Origin of the sequence: Streptomyces griseomycini (assembly GCF_014203535.1) — a bacterium.
Classification (GTDB): Bacteria; Actinomycetota; Actinomycetes; order Streptomycetales; family Streptomycetaceae; genus Streptomyces; species Streptomyces griseomycini.
This window is the reverse complement of sequence record NZ_JACHJI010000001.1, coordinates 812425-834138: the sequence shown is the minus strand read 5'-3', so window position 1 is coordinate 834138 and position 21714 is coordinate 812425. Positions and strand designations below refer to the sequence as shown.

The 21714-nt window shown below is 71.9% G+C and carries 22 protein-coding genes; 14 read left to right on the top strand and 8 right to left on the bottom strand.

The window, feature by feature from the left end; all coding sequences use genetic code 11:
• Positions 1-16: 16 nt before the first annotated feature.
• The gene (locus FHS37_RS03820) at positions 17-1399 is read right to left on the bottom strand and encodes an MFS transporter (RefSeq protein ID WP_184817563.1); all 1383 of its coding nucleotides are present in this window, start codon (positions 1397-1399) and stop codon (positions 17-19) included.
• A 177-nt stretch (positions 1400-1576) separates the two neighbouring features.
• Complete coding sequence (locus FHS37_RS03815) at positions 1577-2371, bottom strand: IclR family transcriptional regulator (protein ID WP_184817562.1); 795 nt, start codon at positions 2369-2371, stop codon at positions 1577-1579.
• A 176-nt stretch (positions 2372-2547) separates the two neighbouring features.
• On the opposite strand from FHS37_RS03815, the gene FHS37_RS03810 reads away from it, so the two are divergent.
• The 7 genes from FHS37_RS03810 (at position 2548) to FHS37_RS03780 (ending at position 9469) form a co-directional block, all read left to right on the top strand.
• Positions 2548-3444 carry a 5-dehydro-4-deoxyglucarate dehydratase gene (locus FHS37_RS03810; RefSeq protein WP_229889724.1) on the top strand — a complete coding sequence of 299 codons (897 nt, stop codon included), beginning with the start codon at positions 2548-2550 and terminating at the stop codon, positions 3442-3444.
• On the top strand, positions 3441-4748 hold the full coding sequence (locus tag FHS37_RS03805) for a glucarate dehydratase family protein (RefSeq protein WP_184817561.1): 1308 nt from the start codon (positions 3441-3443) through the stop codon (positions 4746-4748). The genes FHS37_RS03810 and FHS37_RS03805 overlap by 4 nt, the downstream gene beginning before the upstream one ends.
• Before the next feature lie 120 nt (positions 4749-4868).
• Complete coding sequence (locus FHS37_RS03800) at positions 4869-6044, top strand: carbohydrate kinase family protein (protein WP_184817560.1); 1176 nt, start codon at positions 4869-4871, stop codon at positions 6042-6044.
• Between the two features lie 181 nt (positions 6045-6225).
• Positions 6226-7296 (top strand): PhoH family protein, encoded by a 1071-nt coding sequence (locus tag FHS37_RS03795; RefSeq protein WP_184817559.1) that lies wholly within the window; start codon positions 6226-6228, stop codon positions 7294-7296.
• A gap of 12 nt (positions 7297-7308) precedes the next feature.
• Positions 7309-7806, top strand: a complete 498-nt coding sequence (ybeY, locus tag FHS37_RS03790; protein ID WP_184817558.1) for an rRNA maturation RNase YbeY — start codon at positions 7309-7311, stop codon at positions 7804-7806.
• Positions 7803-9113: a hemolysin family protein gene (locus FHS37_RS03785; RefSeq protein WP_184817557.1), complete on the top strand. Its 1311-nt coding sequence runs from the start codon at positions 7803-7805 to the stop codon at positions 9111-9113. The genes ybeY and FHS37_RS03785 overlap by 4 nt, the downstream gene beginning before the upstream one ends.
• Entirely contained in the window at positions 9110-9469 is a 360-nt protein-coding gene (locus FHS37_RS03780; protein WP_184817556.1) for an MmcQ/YjbR family DNA-binding protein, read from the top strand. Before FHS37_RS03785 ends, FHS37_RS03780 begins: the two co-directional genes overlap by 4 nt.
• 200 nt (positions 9470-9669) lie before the next feature.
• Here FHS37_RS03780 and FHS37_RS03775 read toward each other — a convergent pair whose 3' ends face one another.
• The gene (locus FHS37_RS03775) at positions 9670-9819 is read right to left on the bottom strand and encodes a hypothetical protein (protein WP_184817555.1); all 150 of its coding nucleotides are present in this window, start codon (positions 9817-9819) and stop codon (positions 9670-9672) included.
• Between the two features lie 430 nt (positions 9820-10249).
• Here FHS37_RS03775 and FHS37_RS03770 point away from each other — a divergent pair, with 430 nt between their 5' ends.
• The 5 genes from FHS37_RS03770 to era all read left to right on the top strand — a co-directional run bounded on the left by FHS37_RS03770 (position 10250) and on the right by era (position 13660).
• Positions 10250-11146, top strand: a complete 897-nt coding sequence (locus FHS37_RS03770) for a helix-turn-helix domain-containing protein (RefSeq protein WP_184817554.1) — start codon at positions 10250-10252, stop codon at positions 11144-11146.
• 57 nt (positions 11147-11203) lie between these two features.
• Positions 11204-11521 (top strand): DUF397 domain-containing protein, encoded by a 318-nt coding sequence (locus FHS37_RS03765; protein ID WP_311136960.1) that lies wholly within the window; start codon positions 11204-11206, stop codon positions 11519-11521.
• Between the two features lie 56 nt (positions 11522-11577).
• Positions 11578-11931 carry a cytidine deaminase-like protein gene (locus FHS37_RS03760; protein ID WP_184817552.1) on the top strand — a complete coding sequence of 118 codons (354 nt, stop codon included), beginning with the start codon at positions 11578-11580 and terminating at the stop codon, positions 11929-11931.
• Between the two features lie 195 nt (positions 11932-12126).
• Complete coding sequence (locus FHS37_RS03755) at positions 12127-12606, top strand: hypothetical protein (protein ID WP_184817551.1); 480 nt, start codon at positions 12127-12129, stop codon at positions 12604-12606.
• Positions 12607-12706: 100 nt separating this feature from the next.
• On the top strand, positions 12707-13660 hold the full coding sequence (gene era, locus FHS37_RS03750) for a GTPase Era (protein ID WP_184817550.1): 954 nt from the start codon (positions 12707-12709) through the stop codon (positions 13658-13660).
• Here era and FHS37_RS03745 read toward each other — a convergent pair whose 3' ends face one another.
• The 4 genes from FHS37_RS03745 to FHS37_RS03730 all read right to left on the bottom strand — a co-directional run bounded on the left by FHS37_RS03745 (position 13661) and on the right by FHS37_RS03730 (position 17887).
• Entirely contained in the window at positions 13661-14995 is a 1335-nt protein-coding gene (locus tag FHS37_RS03745) for a GH1 family beta-glucosidase (protein ID WP_184817714.1), read from the bottom strand. It lies immediately after the preceding gene.
• A gap of 86 nt (positions 14996-15081) precedes the next feature.
• On the bottom strand, positions 15082-15348 hold the full coding sequence (locus FHS37_RS03740; protein ID WP_184817549.1) for a protealysin inhibitor emfourin: 267 nt from the start codon (positions 15346-15348) through the stop codon (positions 15082-15084).
• 120 nt (positions 15349-15468) lie between these two features.
• The gene (locus FHS37_RS03735; RefSeq protein WP_184817548.1) at positions 15469-16509 is read right to left on the bottom strand and encodes a glycoside hydrolase family 11 protein; all 1041 of its coding nucleotides are present in this window, start codon (positions 16507-16509) and stop codon (positions 15469-15471) included.
• A 307-nt stretch (positions 16510-16816) separates the two neighbouring features.
• Complete coding sequence (locus FHS37_RS03730) at positions 16817-17887, bottom strand: M4 family metallopeptidase (RefSeq protein ID WP_184817547.1); 1071 nt, start codon at positions 17885-17887, stop codon at positions 16817-16819.
• A gap of 333 nt (positions 17888-18220) precedes the next feature.
• Here FHS37_RS03730 and leuA point away from each other — a divergent pair, with 333 nt between their 5' ends.
• Positions 18221-19942, top strand: coding sequence for a 2-isopropylmalate synthase (gene leuA, locus FHS37_RS03725; protein ID WP_184817546.1), 1722 nt, complete (start codon positions 18221-18223; stop codon positions 19940-19942).
• Positions 19943-20126: 184 nt separating this feature from the next.
• Positions 20127-20828 (top strand): TerB family tellurite resistance protein, encoded by a 702-nt coding sequence (locus tag FHS37_RS03720; protein WP_184817545.1) that lies wholly within the window; start codon positions 20127-20129, stop codon positions 20826-20828.
• Positions 20829-20855: 27 nt separating this feature from the next.
• On the opposite strand, the gene FHS37_RS03715 is transcribed toward FHS37_RS03720, so the two are convergent.
• A complete protein-coding gene (locus tag FHS37_RS03715) occupies positions 20856-21404 on the bottom strand; it encodes a GNAT family N-acetyltransferase (protein ID WP_184817544.1) in 549 nt (182 codons plus the stop codon).
• Between the last annotated feature and the right edge of the window lie 310 nt (positions 21405-21714).

Genomic DNA, 21714 nt, shown 5'->3' with positions numbered 1-21714 from the left:
CGTCGGCCGCGCGGGCTCAGCGCGTTCCCGGTGCCCGGGTCGCCGCCGCCGTGTCGTAGGCGCGCCGGGCGGGGACGGGGGTGCCGTCCACCGGGATCTCCACGACCGGCTGCTCCGGGGCGCCGACCTCGGGCACCGTGCCCGTCGGCGTGCCCGGGGCGGCGGCGACCACGGCGGCCGGGTGGCCGCCGCGGCGCCGGACCGCGCCCGGCAGCAGCGGACGTCCGCCGGTGTGCAGGGCGACGGCCGTCATCGGCAGCGCGACCAGCAGCAGCCCGGCGCCCAGCACCGCGCCCATGACGGGGAACCCGGCCTGCGCGGAGAGCACACTGCCGGTCAGCGGCCCGGCGGCGGTGCCCAGCGAGGACGCCGACCCGACCAGCACGGCCCAGCGCCCGCGCGGGTCCAGCGAGGCCGCGAGCCCGATCAGGTACGACAGCACCACCGGGTAGACCGTGTTCCAGGCGATCTCCCCGGCCGCGAAGCTCCCCAGCCCGGTCGCGGAGGCGCTGAGCGCGATGCAGCCGGCGATGAGGACGGTGCCGCCGCCGATGGGCAGCGCCCGTCCCAGCCGCGACCCCAGTGCGCCCGCCGCCACCACGCCCAGCAGCCCGGCGCCCAGCGCCACGGCGAAGACGACGCCGACGGTCGGCTCGGTGAGGTGCGCCTGCGTGACGCCGATCCGGCCGCTCACACCCCACAGCGCGTTCTGGGCGAGCGACCAGAACACCATGGCGCCGGCCAGGACGAGCCCCGAACGCCGGTGCGGGAGACGGGCCGTGCCGGTGCCGGCGTCCGTACCGGTGTCCGCGCGCCGCGGTCCGGGGGTGCCGGCGGGCAGGCGGGAGGTCAGCGGCCACACGGCCAGCGCCGTGAGGGCGACGGCGGCCAGGGTGAGGCCGTGCCCCGGAAGGCGCGGGACCGTCAGGTACACCACGCCCGCCAGTGCGGAGACGCTGAGCAGGCCGAGCGTGGAGGCGCGGTGCGGATCACTCCCCCAAGCTCTCGGCTCCGCTCGAGCGGGGGGCGCCCCCAACGCGGCGATCCGGGTGGCGGCGACGGTCGTGGCCGTACCCGAGCCGAGGCCGCCGACCACCGCACCGGCGACGACGGCCGGCACGGCGGTGGTGAGCGCGGCGGTGCCGTAGCCGAGGACGGCCAGCACGAGCCCGAGCCGGGCCAGGGGCCGCGCCCCCGCCCGTTCCACCCGGGAGGCCAGCAGGAACCCGGCGGTCGCCGAGCTCAGCAGCAGCGCGCTGCCGACGGCTCCCGCCTGGGTCGCCGAGAGACCGAGGCCGCGTTCCAGCCGGCCGACGGTGGTCGGCAGCAGGTACGGGGCGAGGTACCCGGCCGTGAAAAGGGCGACGAGGGGCCAGGGAGTGGTGCGAGGGGCGAACACGGGCGTTCCCGGGGCGTGCGGAAGGGACGGTGCGAGAAGAGGGGGAGCGACGACCGTCGACGGACAGGAACGCGCGGGCAATTTGTATCAAGCGGGGGGAGAAATGCGGGAGGGCGCCAGGTGTGATCTGGATCACTCTTGTGTTTGCGTCCTTCGAAGGCTGGGTAGCCGCATGCGCTACCGCCAGTGAACCGCCCCGCCACCTGCGGGAACCGTCGTCTCCGCCTTCGTCCGGATCTCCCGCATCACGGCGACGATCCGCTCCTCGTGCTCCGGCGTCAGCCGGCCCACCGGCACCGAGCAGCTGATGGCGTCCTGCGCGGGGGTGTCGTACCGCAGGGCGAAGCCGAAGCCGACGATCCCGGTCACCCCCTCCTCCCGGTCCACCGAGTAGCCGCGCGCCCGCACCCGGGCCAGATCGGCCGCCAGCGACTCCCGTGAGGTGTGGGTGTTCGGGGTCAGCGCCTCGTACGGGCCCTCGGGCAGCTCCCCGTCCGGGCGCTCGGCCAGCAGCGCCTTGCCGAGCGCGCCCGCGTGCGCCGGCAGCCGCCGTCCCACGCGGCTGAGGGTCCGCAGGTACTCGTGCGACTCGCGCGTCGCCAGGTACGCCACGTCGTGGCCGTCCAGCCGCCCCATGTGGATCGTCTCGCCCAGCGCCTCGGACGCCTCGTCGAGGTACGGGCGCACGGCCCGCACCCGCGGATCGGAGTCGAGGTAGCCGGTGCCGGTGAGCAGGGCGTGGATGCCGATGCCGTACAGCGAGCCGGTGACGTCGGTGCGGACCCAGCCGCGCGAGATCAGGGTCTGCAGCAGCGCGTACATCGAGCTGCGCGGCACGCCGAGCTCGTCCGCCAGCTCCTGGAGGCGGGCCGGGCGGTCACCGCGCGCGGCGAGCAGTTCCAGCAGCTCCACCGTCCGCGCCGCCGACTTCACCTCGCGTACGCCGCCTGTCGGGCCTCCTGTCTCCGGCATGCGCCGATCGTAGTCCGGCGCGGGGAGGCGGAGGCCGGGCCATTGACGGCTCCCGTTCGCGTATCTAACCTCCATCCTCATACATGGATGTCGTCTACATGGGGAGATGAGCAAGGGTGAGTCCCGATACGGACCCGAGCGGTACGGCCGCCGTGGCACGGCGCCTGGAGGACGGGATGGCGAACGGGGTGCTGTCCTTCCCCCTCACCGCCTTCCACGACGACGGCTCCCTCGACCCGGACGGCTGCCGCGCCCACGTCGCCGGCCGGCTCGCCGCCGCCCCGGGCGCCGTCTTCCCCGCCTGCGGCACCGGCGAGTTCTTCTCGCTGGACGAGGACGAGTACCGGCAGGTCGTCACCGTCGCCGTCGAGGGGAGCGCGGGCCGGGTGCCCGTCGTCGCCGGCACCGGCTACGGCTGGGCACAGGCCGCCCGGTTCGCGCGCATCGCGGAGGACGCCGGCGCCGACGCCCTGCTCGTCCTGCCGCACTACCTCGTCGCCGCCCCGCAGGACGGTCTCGTCGCCCAGCTGGAGCGCATCGCCGCCCGCACCCGGCTCCCGCTGATCACCTACCAGCGCGGCCAGGTCGCCTACACCGCCGACTCCCTCCGGCGCGTGGCCGCCCTGCCGAACGTCATCGGCCTCAAGGACGGCCACGGCGACCTCGACCGCCTGCAGCGCCTCACCCTCGCCGCGCCCGACGACTTCCTCTTCTTCAACGGCGCCGCCACCGCCGAGATCCAGGCCCGCGCCTACGCCACCGTCGGCGTCCCCGCCTACTCCTCCGCCGTCCACGCCTTCGCGCCCGAGATCGCGAACGCCTTCTTCGCCGCCCTGCGCGACGGCGACGCGGGCACCGTCGACAAGCTGCTGCGCGGCTTCTACGTCCCGTTCGTCGAACTGCGCGACCGCGTCCCCGGGTACGCGGTGTCGCTGGTGAAGGCGGCGGCCCGGCTGCGCGGACACCCCGTCGGTCCCGTGCGCGCCCCGCTCACCGACCCCTCGGCCGCCGACCTGGCCGACCTGAGAGCCGTGCTCGCCGCCGGACTCGACCTCGTGGGAGCCGCCCTGTGACCGCACCGACGTCCCGCGACCTGACCGTGACGGAGGTCCGGCTGACGCCGGTCCTCGTCGCCGACCCGCCCCTGCTCAACACCCAGGGCGTCCACCAGCCCTACACCCCCCGCCTGATCGTCGAGGTGGTGACCGCCGACGGCACCACCGGACTGGGCGAGACCTACGGCGACACCAAGTACCTGGAACTGGCCCGCCCCCTCGCGGACACCCTGGTCGGCCGCCCGGTCGGCGACCTGAACCGCCTGTTCACCGACGCGGACCGGGTCGCCGTCGACGCCTCCCGCGTCCTTGGCCAGGTCGACGTCGGCGGGCTGCGCGGCGTGCAGACGGCCGACAAGCTGCGCCTGTCCGTGCTCTCCGCCCTCGAGGTCGCCTGCCTGGACGCCCTCGGCAAGTCCCTCGGCCTGCCCGTGCACGCCCTGCTCGGCGGCAAGGTGCGCGACGCCGTCGAGTACAGCGCCTACCTCTTCTACAAGTACGCCGCCCACCCCGACGGCGTGGCGGCGGAGCGGGACGACTGGGGCGCCGCCCTCGACCCGGCGGGCATCGTCGCGCAGGCCCGGACCTTCCAGGAGCGGTACGGCTTCACCTCCTTCAAGCTCAAGGGCGGCGTCTTCCCGCCGGACGAGGAGATCGCGGCCGTCCGCGCCCTCGCCGCCGCGTTCCCCGGGCACCCCCTGCGCCTCGACCCCAACGGCGCCTGGTCCGTGGAGACGTCACTGGAGGTGGCCGGGGAGCTCGGGGACGTCCTCGAGTACCTGGAGGACCCCGCCCTCGGCACCCCCGCCATGGCCGAGGTCGCCGCCCGGACCTCCGTGCCGCTCGCCACCAACATGTGCGTGACGACGTTCGCCGAGATCAAGGAGGCCTTCACCCGGAACGCCGTCCAGGTCGTCCTCTCCGACCACCACTACTGGGGCGGGCTGCGCAACACCCAGCACCTCGCCGCCGTCTGCCGCACCTTCGGCGTGGGCGTCTCCATGCACTCCAACACCCACCTCGGGATCAGCCTCGCCGCGATGACCCACGTGGCGGCCACCGTCCCCGACCTCCACCACGCCTGCGACTCCCACTACCCCTGGCAGTCGGAGGACGTCCTCACCGAGCGCCTCGCCTTCGAGGGCGGCACCGTGCGGGTCCCCGACGCCCCCGGCCTCGGCGTCACCCTCGACCGCGACCGGCTCGCGGCCCTGCACCGGCGGTGGCTCGACGACGACGGTTCCCTCCGGGACCGCGACGACGCGGCGGCCATGCGCGTCACCGACCCGGGGTGGGTCACCCCGGCCGTGCCGCGCTGGTGACCTCCCGGCGGGAGGGCGGCCGGCGCGGGGCGGGACGCGGCCCTGACGTGACAAGGGTCACATTGTCGGTGGCGTAGGGCACACTGGCCTGATCCGCACCACGTCAGGGAGCGCATCGTGATGGCGTCCACCGCGTCCACCGCGTCCACCGCGTCCACCGCGTCCACCGTCTCCGCCGGGTCCGGCGGGAAGGCGTTCACCGAGGGATCGCACCACCCGGCCCAGGTCGACCCCCTGGCCGTGCTGCGCACACCGCACGACCCTCCCTGGGACGTCTACCTCACCGGGACCGTCTTCCTCGACATCGTCTTCACCGGGCTCGACTCCGCCCCGGTGCGCGGGACCGAGTCCTGGGCGCGCGGGATGGGGTCGAGCCCCGGCGGCGTCGCCAACATGGCCACCGCCCTGGCCCGCCTCGGCCTGCGCACCTCCCTCGCGGCGGCCTTCGGCGACGACCACTACGGCGAGTACTGCTGGGACGCCCTGGAAAAGGGCGAGGGCATCGACCTCTCCCCGTCGCGCACCGTGCCCGGCTGGCACTCGCCGGTCACCGTCTCCATGGCCTACGACGGCGAGCGGACGATGGTCTCCCACGGCCACGAACCGCCCCCCGAGGAGCCCGCGCCCGACTGCCCCCCGCGCGCGCGTGCCGCCGTCGCCTCCCTCACTCCGGGCCGCAGCGCCCCCTGGATCACCCAGGCCGCGCGCCAGGGCACCCGTGTCTTCGGCGACGTCGGCTGGGACGACACCGGCGCGTGGGACCTGGCCGCGCTGCCCGACCTGCGCCACTGCGAGGCGTTCCTGCCGAACGCCGAGGAGGCCATGCGCTACACCGGCACCGACTGCCCCCGCGCCGCCGCGCACGCCCTCACCGAGTACGTTCCGGTGGCGGTCGTCACCCTCGGCGCGGAGGGCGCGTACGCGGTGGACCGGCGCACCGGGGAGAGCGCCGAGGTGCCGGCCATCGACGTCGAGGCGCTCGACCCGACCGGCGCCGGGGACGTGTTCGTCGCCGGGTTCGTCACCGGGAGCCTGGCCGGCTGGCCGCTGGCCGACCGCCTCGCCTTCGCCGGCCTCACCGCCGCGCTCTCCGTCCAGGAGTTCGGCGGCTCGCTGTCGGCCCCGGGGTGGACCGAGGTGGCGGCGTGGTGGCGCAGGGTGCAGTCGGTCGAGGAGCAGGACCCGGCGGCGCTGCGGCGGTACGGGTTCCTGGCGGACCTGGTGCCGGAGGGGCTGGTGCGGCCCTGGCCGCTGCGGCGGGCGGTCCCGACGATCGGCTTCCGCCGGTCGGCCTGAACGAGGGCTCCGCCCCCGTGCCCCCGCCGGGGGTCGCCCGGGCCCCGGCGGGGTCGGCCGGGGCGTCACCGTGAAAAGTCCTACGGGCTTGTCACCCATGCGTCGTACCCTGGGAATCGCGAGGCCGCCCTCAGCTGCGCGGCCGTGACGAGGAGGAACCGCAGGCCTTAAGCGCCGGCCCATGACTCAGACACCCACAGCTCACACCCCCGCGCAGGGGCAGGCGAGAGTGCAGCTCACCGTCCCCGCCCAGCACCCCATGGTGACCGTGCTGGGTTCCGGCGACTCCCTCCTGCGCGTGATCGAGAAGGCCTTCCCGGGGGCCGACATCCATGTCCGGGGCAATGAGATCAGCGCGGTCGGCGACGCCACGGAAGTCGCCCTCATTTCGCGCGTGTTCGACGAGATGATGCTGGTGCTCCGCACCGGGCAGCCGATGACGGAGGACGCAGTGGAACGCTCGATCGCCATGCTCAAGGCGAGCGAGAACGGGGAGAGCGACGGCCAGGAGACCCCGGCCCAGGTGCTCACGCAGAACATCCTGTCCTCGCGCGGTCGCACGATCCGCCCCAAGACGCTCAACCAGAAGCGCTACGTGGACGCGATCGACAAGCACACCATCGTCTTCGGCATCGGCCCGGCGGGCACCGGCAAGACGTACCTCGCCATGGCCAAGGCGGTGCAGGCCCTGCAGTCCAAGCAGGTCAACCGCATCATCCTGACCCGCCCCGCGGTCGAGGCCGGCGAGCGGCTGGGCTTCCTGCCCGGCACGCTCTACGAGAAGATCGACCCGTACCTGCGCCCGCTCTACGACGCGCTGCACGACATGCTCGACCCCGACTCCATCCCCCGCCTGATGGCGGCGGGCACGATCGAGGTCGCCCCGCTCGCGTACATGCGCGGACGCACGCTGAACGACGCCTTCATCATCCTGGACGAGGCACAGAACACCAGCCCCGAGCAGATGAAGATGTTCCTCACCCGCCTCGGCTTCGACTCGAAGATCGTCATCACCGGTGACGTGACCCAGGTCGACCTCCCCGAGGGCACGAAGAGCGGCCTGCGGCAGGTGCAGGACATCCTCGAGGGAGTCGAGGACGTCCACTTCTCCCGGCTGTCGTCCCACGATGTCGTCCGGCACAAGCTGGTGGGCCGTATCGTCGACGCGTACGAGCAGTACGACAGCGAGCACGGCACCCAGAACGGCACCCACAAGGGCGGCCGGGGCAAGGCCGGGCACAAGGGGAAGTAGACCGAGCACCAGATGTCGATCGACGTCAACAACGAGTCCGGCACCGAGGTCGACGAGCAGGCGATCCTCGACATCGCCCGCTACGCGCTCGCGCGCATGCGCATCCACCCGCTCTCCGAGCTCTCGGTGATCGTCGTGGACGCCGGCGCCATGGAGCAGCTGCACATCCAGTGGATGGACCTGCCCGGGCCGACGGACGTCATGTCGTTCCCGATGGACGAGCTGCGACCGCCGTCCAAGGACGACGACGAACCGCCGCAGGGGCTGCTCGGCGACATCGTGCTCTGCCCCGAGGTCGCCGCCAAGCAGGGCAGGGAGGCCCCGACGCAGCACACCATGGACGAGGAGCTCCAGCTGCTCACCGTTCACGGTGTGCTGCACCTGCTGGGCTACGACCACGAGGAACCGGACGAGAAGGCCGAGATGTTCGGCCTTCAGGCCGCCATCGTGGACGGCTGGCGCGCGGAGAGGGGCCTGACCGGCCCGTCCCCGGCCCCGACCGTCTCATGAGCCCCGGGCTCGTCCTCGGCGCGATCGCCCTGGTCGTCGTCGCCTGGCTCGCCGCCTGCGCGGAGGCGGGCATCGCCCGCGTGTCCAGCTTCCGCGCCGAGGAGGCCGTGCGCTCCGGCCGCCGGGGCGGCGCCCGGCTCGCGCAGATCTCCGCCGACCCGACCCGCTACCTCAACGTGGCGCTGCTGGTCCGCGTCGCCTGCGAGATGGCCGCCGCCGCGCTGGTCGTCCACGGCTGCCTGCGCGAGTTCGACGGGACCGCCGAGGCGCTGCTGATCGCCATCGCGGTCATGGTCCTCGTCTCGTACGTCGCCGTCGGCGTCTCGCCGCGCACCATCGGCCGTCAGCACCCGCTGAACACGGCCACGGCCGCCGCGTACGTCCTGGTGCCGCTGGCGAGGATCATGGGCCCGATCCCGTCGCTGCTCATCCTCATCGGCAACGCGCTCACCCCCGGCAAGGGCTTCCGGCACGGCCCCTTCGCCTCCGAGGCGGAACTGCGCGCGCTGGTCGACCTCGCGGAGGCGGAGTCGCTGATCGAGGACGAGGAGCGCCGCATGGTGCACTCGGTCTTCGAGCTGGGCGACACCCTCGTCCGCGAGGTCATGGTCCCGCGCACCGACCTGGTGGTGATCGAGCGGTACAAGACCATCCGCCAGGCACTCACCCTCGCCCTGCGCTCCGGTTTCTCCCGGATACCGGTGACCGGCGAGAGCGAGGACGACATCGTCGGGATCGTCTACCTCAAGGACCTGGCCCGCAAGACGCACATCAGCCGGGACGCCGAGAGCGAGCTGGTGTCCACGGCGATGCGGCCCGCGTTCTTCGTGCCCGACACCAAGAACGCGGGCGACCTGCTGCGCGAGATGCAGAAGCAGCGCAACCACGTCGCCGTCGCCGTCGACGAGTACGGCGGCACCGCCGGCATCGTCACCATCGAGGACATCCTCGAGGAGATCGTCGGCGAGATCACCGACGAGTACGACCGCGAACTGCCGCCGGTGGAGAAGCTGGGCGAGGACCGCTACCGGGTCACCGCCCGCCTCGACATCGGCGACCTCGGCGAGCTGTACGGCCTGGAGGCGTTCGACGACGAGGACGTGGAGACCGTCGGCGGACTGCTCGCCAAGCAGCTCGGCCGGGTGCCGATCGCCGGCGCGTCGTCCGTGGTCGAACTTCCCGACGCCCGTGCCCTGCGCCTGACCGCGGAGGCCGCGGCCGGACGCCGGAACAAGATCGTCACCGTGCTGGTGGAGCCGGTGGCCCCGGAGGACCCGCCCGCCGAGGAGGAGGCGGAGCCGGAGTGACCCCCGAGGAACTGCGCGCCCTCTGCCTCTCCTTCGACGCGGCGGTGGAGGACTTCCCCTTCGGCCCGGAGATTTCGGTCTTCAAGGTGCGGGGCAAGCTCTTCGCGCTGACGAACCTGGACGCGCGGCCCCTGAAGGTCAACCTCAAGTGCGACCCCGAGGACGCGATCCGGCTCCGCGCCGACCACCCGGACCTGATCGTCCCCGGCTGGCACATGAACAAGCGCCACTGGAACACGGTGACGGCGGACGGCGACCTCCCGGACCGCCTGGTCCGGGAACTGGTCGAGGACTCCTACGACCTGGTCGTGGCCGGCCTGCCGCGCGCCGAACGGCTGCGGCTCGACCGGGCGTGACGCACGCGTGCGCGCTCCGGCGCACGCCGAATTGGCCTGACTGCCCCTCGCCAATGCCGTGGCGCGGCGGCAGAATGGGCTTACGGTGCGCTACGACGCCACCGCTCCGGGCCGCCTGCCAGGGAAACTCGGAGCGGAAGCGTCTTCCTACGGCGTCCGCCGCTCTCGGCCCCGGCCTTTCAGGTCGGGGCTGACTGCTGTCACACGAAAGGCAGAACCCACTCGTCGACGATCTTGTGGATCGCGACGAGGAGGTTGATCAGCGGGAGGGCCAGGGCCACCCGCTCTCCCCACGTGCGCTTGACTCGCTCGGGGCGGCGCTCTCCTTCCTGTTCCTGTCGGTCCGGCATCGGCGATCGGCTCCTCTCGGCTCCGTTCGTCGCCGTGTCTCGGCGAGCCGCGAACGGGCGGTGTCAGGGGTGGGGCCGGTGGCCTTGACGTGCACTCACTGTGTCCGCTGGGCGTTCTGATGGCTGATCAACCCCCTTGGTGAAGCGGGCTGTTCGTCGGGCGTACGCTGGACAGCGTAACCCTGAGGGGTGCGCATTGGACAGTGCCTGTTGGAAGTCCGCTATGCGAAGGGTCTGAAGGGGTCCATCCGATGTGCGATGTCGCAGATTGCGGGAAGTCGAAATGCGGACGCGCGTGCGCTGTGATAGTCCTCTCCCTGGGTCGACGTGCGGTTCCCCGGCCTGATCCATCCCTCCGAAAGGTCTCGATGAGTAATATGCACATCTGCTACCTTGCACAGTGCTGGATCCGGTGGGGGGTGGAGCAATCATGACTGTGACGAGTGCGGCGTTGCTGCGCCTGCGGCTGCGCACCGAACTCCGCAAGGCTCGCGTGGCCGCCGGCCTGACACAGCGTGAGGTCGCCGACCGGATGGAGTGGAGCCCCTCCAAGCTCATCCGGATCGAGGCGGGGGAGGTCGGCATCTCGGTCAACGACCTGCGTCCGCTCGCCGCCGCCTACGGGATCACGGACCGGCGCAAACTCGAAGAGCTGCTGGACATGGCCCGGGGCAGCCGGCGCATGCCGTTCACCGAGTACCGGGACCTGTACAGCAAGGACTTCATGCAGCGCCTCGCCCTGGAGGCGGCGGCGTCCGTTCACCGTCAGTTCGGATCGCTGGTCCTTCCGGGCCTGCTCCAGACCGAGGAGTACATGCGGGCCGTGATGCGCGCGTTCGGCAAGAACATGCCCGAGGAGCGCACCGACCGCATCGTCGAATCGCGTCTGGCCCGTCAGGAGGTGCTGGAGGAGGAGGGGCACGAGTTCTCCTTCGTGCTGGACGAATCCGTGCTGCGCCGCGTGACCGGGGGGCGGGGCGTGATGCGGGCGCAGCTGGAGCACCTGGCCGAGCTGTCCGAGCGTCCGCACGTCACGATCCAGATCCTGCCGTTCAGCATCGGCTCTCACCCCGGCATCGAGGGGCCGTTCACGTTGTTCGAGTTCCAGGCGGAGGGGATGGAGGACGCCCTCTTCCTCGAGGACTCCCGGGGGGTGACCACCGCCTCGACCTCCGCCGAGGAGACCAGGCAGTATCTGGAGCGGTTCTGGGAGCTGGAGGACCTGGCGCTGAAGGAAGGGGTCGATGTGGTGCTGCGACGTCTCGCGGAACGCATCGCGGAGGGAGGGGATGAACTGGAGGGGCTGCTGCAGCAGGACTCCGACTGACTGGTCGGACGCCGTCGCCGACCTGCCGTGCCCGCCGGTAAGTTGGCGCGAATTGTCATGCCCGTGTGCATGGATTCTGCACGTACCATGAGAGCCCTGCCGTGTGGCCCACGGCGGCTCTACGGGGGGCGCCCCGGTCCGGGCGGTCCACAACCGGGGTGGAGGTCGAGGGTGATCAAGTCATGGGCATGGCGCAGGAGCAGTGCGTCCAAGGCCACTGACGACTGCGTCGAGGTCACCTGCACCGGGGTCGAGATCCGCGTCCGTGACTCGAAGCGCCGACGCGGCGACACCGTCGCTGTCACCCCTGCCGCCTGGGACTCCTTCCTCCGGTCCCTCGCCGATCCGTCGCCCGCTCGCCGTACGGGGTCGTGAGCGGTGGCCGCCCCCGCCGCCTGATGATCTCCGCCGTCCTTCCTTATGCTCACTCCATGACCGAGACCCCCGACCTCGCCCCCGAGGACCGCAAGATCGTCACCCTGGCCCGTTCCGCCCGGGCCCGCAACGGCGTCCCCGAGGGCGCCGCCGTACGCGACGAGACCGGCCGTACGTACGTCGCCGGGACCGTCGACCTGGACTCCCTGAAGCTGAGCGCCCTGCAGACGGCGGTCGCGATGGCCGTGGCGTCCGGCGCGAAGTCGCTGGAGGCGGCGGCCGTGGTGACGGAGGCCGGGTCGGCGTCGGCCGAGGACCGCGCGGCCGTACGTGACCTCGGCGGCCCCGGGGCCCCGGTGCTGGTGGCCGGCCCGGACGGGACGGTCCGGGAGACGGTCACCGCGGGCTGACGCGGGGACCGCCCCCTGCTGTTACCGGCGGTAAATAGGCCGGATTCCCACCTTGTGGCACGCTGCCTCCCGCGCATCAATGGAGACGCCGGGCTGACGGGACGTCAGTCCGGCGCGGTGCGGCGGGTCCGGACCCCCTCTGCCGAGCAGTTCCCCCACGGAATTCCCCCCACACGGAAAGGGAGCCGGAATCCTATGAGAGGCAAGCGCATCGGAACAGGCGCGTCCCTGGTGGCAGGTGCTCTCGCGGTCTGCGGGCTCGCCCTCGCCCCCACCGCCGCCGCCGTCGCCCCCGGGACGGCGACCGTCAACGCCGACTGCGGAAGCTGGGGCGGTGGCGCCGCCACCCTCACGGCCACCCAGAGCGGCACGTCCGCCACCCTCACCGTCAACACCTCCGCGGTCACCGCGCCCGTCGCGATCGGCGAGGACTCACTGGCCGCGAAGCTCACCCTGGTGAAGGCCGACGGCGGCACCGTCGTCTTCAGCGGCACCGAGAACCCGGCCATGGCGGCCGGCGACCCGCTCGAGGTCGGCCCGCTCACCGGGACCGTGGCCTCCGGCGACAGCCTGGAGGCGTACGGCGGCTCGCTGAAGGTGACCGCGTTCGGTTTCATCACCATCACCTGCACGGCGACCGGACCGCAGTCACCGGGCCCGTTCGTCTTCGACTGACACCGGCGACCGGCACCGCCCGGAACGACGGGCCCGGCCGGGGCCCGTCGTTCCGGGCGGTGGTACGGCGGGGCTCCGGGGATCAGGGAGAATGGACGCCATGAGTGTTCGTACCCAGTCATCCGAGCAGCCGGCCGACGCTGTCCACCGGGCCGGCTTCGCCTGCTTCGTGGGCCGCCCCAACGCGGGCAAGTCCACCCTCACGAACGCTCTGGTCGGGCAGAAGGTGGCGATCACCTCCAACCGGCCGCAGACCACCCGGCACACCGTGCGCGGGATCGTGCACCGCCCGGACGCGCAGCTGATCCTGGTGGACACCCCCGGGCTGCACAAGCCGCGCACCCTGCTCGGCGAACGGCTGAACGACGTGGTCCGCACCACCTGGGCGGAGGTCGACGCGATCGGCTTCTGCCTCCCCGCGGACCAGAAGATCGGCCCCGGCGACCGCTTCATCGCCAAGGAGCTGGCCGGGATCAAGAAGACCCCGAAGGTCGCGATCGTCACCAAGACCGACCTGGTGGACTCCAAGGCGCTGGCCGAGCAGCTGATCGCCGTGGACCAGCTGGGCAAGGAGCTGGGGATCACCTGGGCGGAGATCATCCCGGTGTCGGCGACCGCGAACAAGCAGGTGGACCTGCTGGCGGACCTGCTGATCCCGCTGCTGCCGGAGGGCCCGGCCCTCTACCCCGAGGGCGACCTCACCGACGAGCCCGAGCAGGTCATGGTCGCGGAACTGATCCGCGAGGCGGCCCTGGAGGGCGTCCGCGACGAGCTCCCGCACTCCATCGCCGTGGTCGTCGAGGAGATGCTCCCGCGCGAGGACCGCCCGGCCGACAAGCCCCTCCTCGACATCCACGCCAACCTGTTCATCGAGCGCCCCAGCCAGAAGGGCATCGTCATCGGCCCCAAGGGCAAGCGCCTGAAGGAGGTCGGCATCAAGTCCCGCAGGCAGATCGAGGCGCTGCTCGGAACCCCTGTCTTCCTCGACCTGCACGTGAAGGTCGCCAAGGACTGGCAGCGCGACCCGAAGCAGCTGCGCCGGCTGGGCTTCTGATCACCGGCGCTGCTCGCGCAGCAGCTCCCTGAACCAGCCGTACGACGCCTTCGGGGTCCGCTCCAGCGTCCCGAAGTCCACGTGGACCAGGCCGAAGCGGCGGGCGTGGCCCTCCGCCCACTCGAAGTTGTCCATGAGGGACCAGACGAAGTAGCCGCGGACGTCCACGCCCGCCTCCAGCGCCCGGTGCAGGGCGCGGACGTGGCCGTCCAGGTAGGCGATGCGGTCCTGGTCGTCCAGGCCCTCGTAGGAGCAGCCGTTCTCGGTGATGACCACCGGCGGGAGGCGGTCGCCGTAGCGGGCGCCCAGGCCCGTGAGGAGTTCCGTCAGCGCCTGCGGTACCACCGGCCAGCCGAAGTCCGTCACCGGGTGGCCCTCGACCTCCCGCACCGAGAAGGGGAGTTCGGCCGGCATCCGCACCCCGCCGAAGTCGATCTCCTCGCCCTGCGGGGCTCCCACCCTCGTCGGGGCGTAGTAGTTGACGCCGTAGAAGTCGAGCGGTTCCGCGATGACCTCCAGGTCGGACCCCACCTCACCCGGCATCATCTCGCCGATGCCCTCCGGGTAGGCGCCCAGCAGCACCGGGTCCGCGAACAGGCGGTTCAGCAGGACGTCGTAGAAGTCCGCCGCCTCCACGTCCGCCGGCTCCGGTGACGCCGGCCAGGTCGGCCCGTGGGAGTTGGTGATGCCGACCTCCGCGGCCCCGGCCGCGCGCAGGGCCCGTACCGCCAGGCCGTGCGCCAGGAGCTGATGGTGGGCCACCGGCAGCGCGTCGAACATCAGCCGCTCACCCGGCGCGTGCGTGCCCAGGGCGTGGCCCAGCAGGGTGTGCTCGGCGGGCTCGTTGAGGGTGATCCACTGCCGGACCCGGTCGCCCAGACGGCCGGCGACGAGCGACACGTACTCGGCGAACCGGGCCGCCGTGTCCCGCTCCAGCCAGCCGCCCGCCTCGTGCAGGGCCAGCGGCAGGTCCCAGTGGAACAGCGTCGGCACCGGACGGACGCCCGCCGCGCACAGCTCGTCCACCAGCCGGTCGTAGAAGTCCAGGCCGCCCGTGCGCAGCACCCGCGGCCAGGAGACCGAGAAGCGGTACGCGTCCACGCCCAGCCCCGCCAGCAGGGCCACGTCCTCGCGGTAGCGGTGGTAGTGGTCGCAGGCCACCGCCGCCGTCGAGCCGTCCTTCACCCGTCCCGGCCGGTCCGTGAACGCGTCCCACACGGACGGCTCGCGCAGCCGGACCGCGCCCTCGATCTGGTGGGCCGAGGTGGACACGCCCCACTGGAAGCCGGCCGGGAAGCGGGGGACCGGGTTCGTCGTCGCCATGGCCCGGATCATCCGCACCCGCGGCGAAGGAAGTCAACGCCCCGGCAACCGAGGGCCGTTCAGAGGCCCCGGGGATCGTCAGGGGCTCCCGGGGATCGTCAGGCTCCTTCCTTCAGGACGCGGCTGATCAGCTTGCGCTGCTCGTCCGTCAGCCGGGGATCCGCGCAGTACACGGTCCTCCCGTCCACCGTGATCCGGTAGCTGAAGCCGTCCGGCACCCCGACCGGCGGCGTGCCCCGGCCCGCGGCCACGGCCCGCTCGGCCAGGGCGTGCCACTCGGATGCGTCGGCGCGTCCCGAGGTGTCCACCTCGGCCTGCCGTTCGATGCCCGCGAATCCGCCGGTGCGTCTCACCTGAATGCGCATGGTCCGTGTCTAGTACGGAACCACGGCCCGCGCACCCCCGCCGCTCCCCGGTGCGTCCGCCGGGCGGGGACGGCGCGGTGCCGAGGGGCACCGCGCCGAGGCGTGGGGCGGGGCGTCGGATCAGCCCGCGCCGCAGCTGCCGACCGACGGCGCCGGGCTGGAGGGTCCGTTGACGGTGAAGCCGAACGACGTGGACTGACCCGCGCTCAGGGTGCGGTTGTGGCCGGCCGGGGTCACCGTCACCACGTTGCCGTTCCTGGTGGCGGTGCCGTTCCAGATCGAGACGAGCGTCTGGTGGGAGGCCAGCGTCACCGGCACGCTCCAGTTGGTGACGCCGCCGCTGCCCGCCGTGATGGTCACCTCACCGTTGAAGCCGTTGTTCCACGCGTTGGTGGTGCGGTACGTGGCGCTGCAGGCGCCCGGCGGCGGTGTCGTGGGTCCGCCCTCACCGGGGGTGCCCCCGCCGCCGAGGGTGATGTTGGAGCTGCCGCTGCTCTGGTAGCCCTCGGTGGCCATGATCATGTAGTAGTTGAAGGCCCCCAGCGGCATCCCGGCCGCTTCCCAGGCGTCGAAGTGGGTGCCGGTGTCGATGGTGCCGCTGGACCGCTTGCTGTTCCGGACGCTCCAGTACTGCTGGAAGGTCCTGGTGCCCTCCACCGACGGCGCGTTGGTCCGCGTGGACTCGTAGATCGTGTACGTGCCGCCGTCGGCGTTGACCGTGCCGCGCCGCTGGCCGGCCGACCCGGGGTTGTACGGGCCGTGGTTCTCGACGATGTAGTACTCCACCAACGGGTTGGAGGTCCACCCGTACAGCGCCAGGTAGCCGTTGCTGCCCGGGTCGAACGTGCCGGAGTAGGTGACGGTCCGGCGGCTGCCGTTGCTCCAGCCGAGGCCGCCGACCCAGTTGTTGGTGTTGTTCCACCGGCTGCTGTACTGCCCGGCGGCCCCCAGCGTCATGGTGACGGTGCCCGGGGCGTCGGTCCAGAAGGAGTAGTAGTACCCGTTGTACGTGCCGGTCGAGTTGCTGGTGAGGACCTGGTCGGCACGTGCCGTGCCGGGCAGCAGCAGTCCGGACCCCGCCGCTGCCACCAGCGCCCCCGCACCGCCGAGGACGAACCTTCTGCTGACCGGTCTGCCGGAATTCCGGGGGGTTTCGCTCATGGGGCTGTTCCTCCTCGTGAAGGGCACCGTCGGTGACAGGGGGACATGCCGAGCAACGCCTCGCCGTTCACCGGCGAGGCGACAGAGGCCCGGTCCTGCACCCGTGACGCAGGACCGGGGAGCGACACAACAGTGTTTCGCGGCAAGGGGGTTGTCAATAGTTTCGTAATTCCTGCGAAACTATTCGATGCCGTGGACCGTTGCTGCACTGGGGTGAGACCGGTGCGGTGAGTGCCGTCCGGTGGAGGGTCGCAAGGTTTCGCCGGTCCGGCGTTCGAAATTTTCGAACCCTTGGAGCAGGGCCGGTCTACAGCGTGCGCACTCCCACCCGCTCCCAGGCCTTCGTCACCGCCCGGAGTTCCTCGCCCTCGCCGAACCGGGCGCGCGCCGCCTCCACCGTCAGGGTCGCGAAGTCCGTGAACTGCGCGTCCTGCCCGAGCTCGCCGCCCGTCAGCACGTCGTACCAGACCTGCCCGGCGCGCTCCCAGGCGTGCCCGCCCAGAGTGGTGGCCGCCAGGTAGAAGGCGTGGTTCGGGATGCCGGAGTTGATGTGCACACCGCCGTTGTCGCGGCCGGTGCGGACGTAGTCGTCCATCGTCGCGGGCTGCGGGTCCTTGCCGAGGACGTCGTCGTCGTACGCCGTGCCCGGCTCCTTCATGGAGCGCAGCGCCTTGCCCGTGACGCGCGGGGCGAGCAGTCCGGCCCCGATCAGCCAGTCGGCCTCCTCGGCGGTCTGGCCGAGCGTGTACTGCTTGATGAGCGCGCCGAAGACGTCCGACACCGACTCGTTGAGCGCGCCGGACTGGCCGAAGTAGTCCAGATTCGCGGTGTACTGCGTGACGCCGTGGGCGAGTTCGTGGCCGATGACGTCGACGGGGATGGTGAAGTCGAGGAAGATCTCCCCGTCCCCGTCGCCGAACACCATCTGCTCGCCGTTCCAGAAGGCGTTGTTGTAGTCCTCGTCGTAGTGCACGGTCGCGTCCATCGGCAGCCCGTGGCCGTCGATCGAGTCGCGGGAGTACGCCTTCAGGAACAGCTCGAACGTGGCGCCGAGCCCGGCGTAGGCGCGGTTGACGGTGGCGTCCCGGCCGGGCGCGTCGCCCTCGCCGCGCACCTTCGTCCCCGGCAGGGCGGTGCGGTGCCGGGCGTCGTACACGGTGCGCCGCGGCTTGCCGGGCTCGGCCTCGGCGGGCGCGGCGACGGCCGGTGCGCCGACCACCGTGGTCAGCCGGCGCTGCGTGCGCTCGTAGGCGTCGCGCCGGAGGGTGCGGCGCGCGGGTCCGTGGACCACGGGGTCCTCGGCCTGGGCGAGCCGGTCCAGGACGTGCGGCGGGACGATGGTGCAGAAGACGGGCTCGAAGCCCCTGTTCGCGGTCATGCCCGGAACCATCGCACTGCGTCACGGAACTGTCACGCCTCGCAACCGTGATCGGTGAAATCCGCCGTCACTCCGCCCCTCGGGCCCCCGTGGAGTGGTATACGGCACTTTTTGTCCCGTTCCTCCCCGTGGTCCCGCATACTGATACGGACCCCCGCACCCAGCACGCCTCGGTTAAGCTGCGGAGCATCATGCGTTTCGGGCTGCTTCTCCTTAGCTGCCGCGGTGAGGGTCTGCAGTAGAGGCCGACCCCCTCCCCGCGGAGTTTGGCGCTGCGCCGTCGGCCGTCCCGTCACAAGGACATCCCGCGGACCATCGAGGAGCCCACGCACCATGGCGAACCGCCAGCAGCCCAGCCCCATGCCGATCCACAAGTACGGCCGCTACGAGCAGGTCGACATCCCCGACCGCACCTGGCCGGGCAACCGGATCACCACCGCCCCCCGCTGGCTCTCCACCGACCTGCGCGACGGCAACCAGGCCCTGATCGACCCCATGTCGCCCGCCCGCAAGCGCGCGATGTTCGACCTGCTGGTCAAGATGGGCTACAAGGAGATCGAGGTCGGCTTCCCGGCCTCCGGCCAGACCGACTACGACTTCGTCCGCTCGATCATCGAAGAGCCCGGCGCCATCCCGGACGACGTGACGATCTCCGTCCTGACCCAGGCCCGCGAGGACCTGATCGAGCGGACGGTCGAGTCCCTGAAGGGCGCCAAGCGCGCCACCGTCCACCTGTACAACGCCACCGCCCCGGTCTTCCGCCGGGTCGTCTTCCGCGGCTCCAGGGACGACATCAAGCAGATCGCCGTCGACGGCACCCGCCTGGTGATGGAGTACGCCGAGAAGCTGCTCGGCCCGGAGACGGAGTTCGGCTACCAGTACAGCCCCGAGATCTTCACCGACACCGAGCTGGACTTCGCCCTCGAGGTCTGCGAGGCGGTCATGGACGTCCACCAGCCGGGTCCGGGCCGCGAGATCATCCTCAACCTGCCCGCCACCGTCGAGCGCTCCACCCCGTCCACGCACGCCGACCGCTTCGAGTGGATGGGCCGCAACCTCTCCCGCCGCGAGTACGTCTGCCTGTCGGTCCACCCGCACAACGACCGCGGCACGGCGGTGGCGGCGGCCGAGCTGGCCCTGATGGCCGGCGCCGACCGCGTCGAGGGCTGCCTGTTCGGGCAGGGCGAGCGCACCGGCAACGTCGACCTGGTCACCCTGGGCATGAACCTGTTCTCCCAGGGCGTCGACCCGCAGATCGACTTCTCCGACATCGACGAGATCCGCCGCACGTGGGAGTACTGCAACCAGATGGAGGTCCACCCGCGCCACCCGTACGTGGGCGACCTGGTCTACACGTCCTTCTCCGGCTCCCACCAGGACGCCATCAAGAAGGGCTTCGACGCCATGGAGGCCGACGCGAAGGCCAAGGGCGTCACCGTCGACGACATCGAGTGGGCCGTGCCCTACCTGCCCATCGACCCCAAGGACGTCGGCCGCTCCTACGAGGCCGTCATCCGCGTCAACTCGCAGTCCGGCAAGGGCGGCATCGCCTACGTCCTGAAGAACGACCACAAGCTGGAGCTGCCGCGCCGGATGCAGATCGAGTTCTCGAAGATCATCCAGGCGAAGACGGACGCCGAGGGCGGCGAGGTCACCCCGAAGGACATCTGGGCGATCTTCCAGGACGAGTACCTGCCCAACCCGGAGAACCCCTGGGGCCGCATCCAGGTCGCGAACGGCCAGACCACGACGGACCGCGACGGCGTGGACACCCTCACCGTCGAGGCCTCGGTCGACGGCGTGGAGACCACCCTGGTCGGCACCGGCAACGGTCCGATCTCGGCGTTCTTCCACGCGCTGCAGGGCATCGGCATCGACGTACGCCTGCTGGACTACCAGGAGCACACGATGAGCGAGGGCGCCTCCGCGCAGGCCGCCTCCTACATCGAGTGCGCCATCGGCGACAAGGTCCTGTGGGGCATCGGAATCGACGCGAACACCACCCGCGCCTCGCTGAAGGCGGTCGTCTCGGCCGTCAACCGCGCAACGCGCTGAGCAGCCGGTTCGCGGAGTTCGAGGGCTCCGTCCGCCTTTTCCGGCGGGCGGGGCCCCGTCGCATACCGGCCAAATGCTGTGGAGGTCACGGAAAGGTCTCGTCCCGGGTACTGACTCCGCCTCACGAATGTGGCTAACATCACGCGTGCGTGGCGATGGCGCTGCGGCGTTACGGAGGTGCGACGTGCTGCCAGGACGGGGACCCAACGGCCGTGCCGCTGCCGCCAGACTGTCGCGCCTGATGGGCACCCGGACCACCTGGACGCCCGTCGGCGACGGCGAGTTCTTCTGCCCCGGCTGCGGCGGCGACCGCAACTACCAACGGCTGAGCGGACAGCGCCGCTTCGCCCTCCTCGGCGTGCCCGTGCTGCCGCGCGGAGCGACCGGCCCGGTCGTCGAGTGCGCGGCCTGCCGCCACCACTTCGGCACCGACGTCCTGGACCACCCCACCACCACCCGCTTCTCCGCGATGCTCCGCGACGCCGTGCACACCGTCGCCCTCGCGGTGCTGGCCGCCGGCGGCACCTGCTCGCGCGCGTCGCTGGAGACGGCCGCGGCCGCCGTGCGCGCGGCCGGCTTCGACGACTGCACGGAGGAACAGCTGGCCGCGCTCGTCGAGGCGCTGGAGGCGGACACCGGCCGGTTCACCGGGGGACCCTGCGCGGCCGGCCTCGCCATCGAGCTGCACGAGGCGCTGGACCCGCTGGCCCCGCACCTCGCCGCCCCCGGCCGTGAGTCGATCCTCCTCCAGGGCGCCCGCATCGCCCTCGCCGACGGCCCCTACACCCCCGCCGAGCGCGACGCCCTGGCCACCGTGGGCGCGGCCCTCACCATCTGCTCGGACGACGTGACCCGCCTGCTGGCGGCGGCGCGCACCCCGTCCTGACGCCCCGGCGGCGGGCGGAGCGGCGGTTCAGGGCAGCCGGGAGAGCTCCAGGTGCATGATCCGGCGGTCCTCGCCGGGGCCGAAGTAGTCCCGGCGCAGGCCCGCGTCCGGCTGCTCGGGGCGGAAGCCCAGGGAGTGGTAGAGCAGGATCGCGGCGCGGTTGGCGGGTTCCACGGTCAGCCGGACCTGTTCGATCCCGCTGCGGCGCAGCCGGGTCAGGACCTCCACCATCAGCTCCCGGCCCAGCCCGTGCCGGCGGCGGTCCTCGGTCACGCACAGGCCGAGGATCCAGCTGTCGCGGCTGAGCGCCGTGGTGGCGGCCAGGACGTAGCCGCGCAGGGAGCCCTCGCCGTCGTCGAGGACCAGGAAGTGCTCGGCGTACATGTCGTAGAGCTGGCGCAGCAGGAACGCCGGATAGGCGACCTCCCGGAAGACCTCCACGTCGAGCCGCCGCAGTTCGGGCAGGTCGGACTCCCGTGCCGTCCGTAGGACCAGGTGCCGTGGGCCCGGGAACGGCGCCGTCCCCGTGAGGTGCTCGTGGCGGTCCAGGGCGCGCTCCAGCGGTTCGGCGGTCATGCCACCCCCAGTCGGGACGTGCGGACGTCAACGCGGCAGGCACCGGCCCGTTCCCCCGGGAGAGTGAGGCTCCGCCGGTGGTGGCCGGTGACTGCTCCTGGCCAGAGTGAGCGCCCAACTTGCCGTGTGCAAGGGCGAGTTAGCGTATGCGGGGATATGCTGACGTGCGCCTGGTGTGCGCCCGCTCCATGAGGACTGGCGTGTTCCTGGCTGTCTCCGCGTGTCGTATCGGCCTACGGTGCGAGCACCGGAGATGCCGCTTCACCTGCCGCGTCCACGAAGGCGCGCAGACAGGGCACACGGTCTTGTC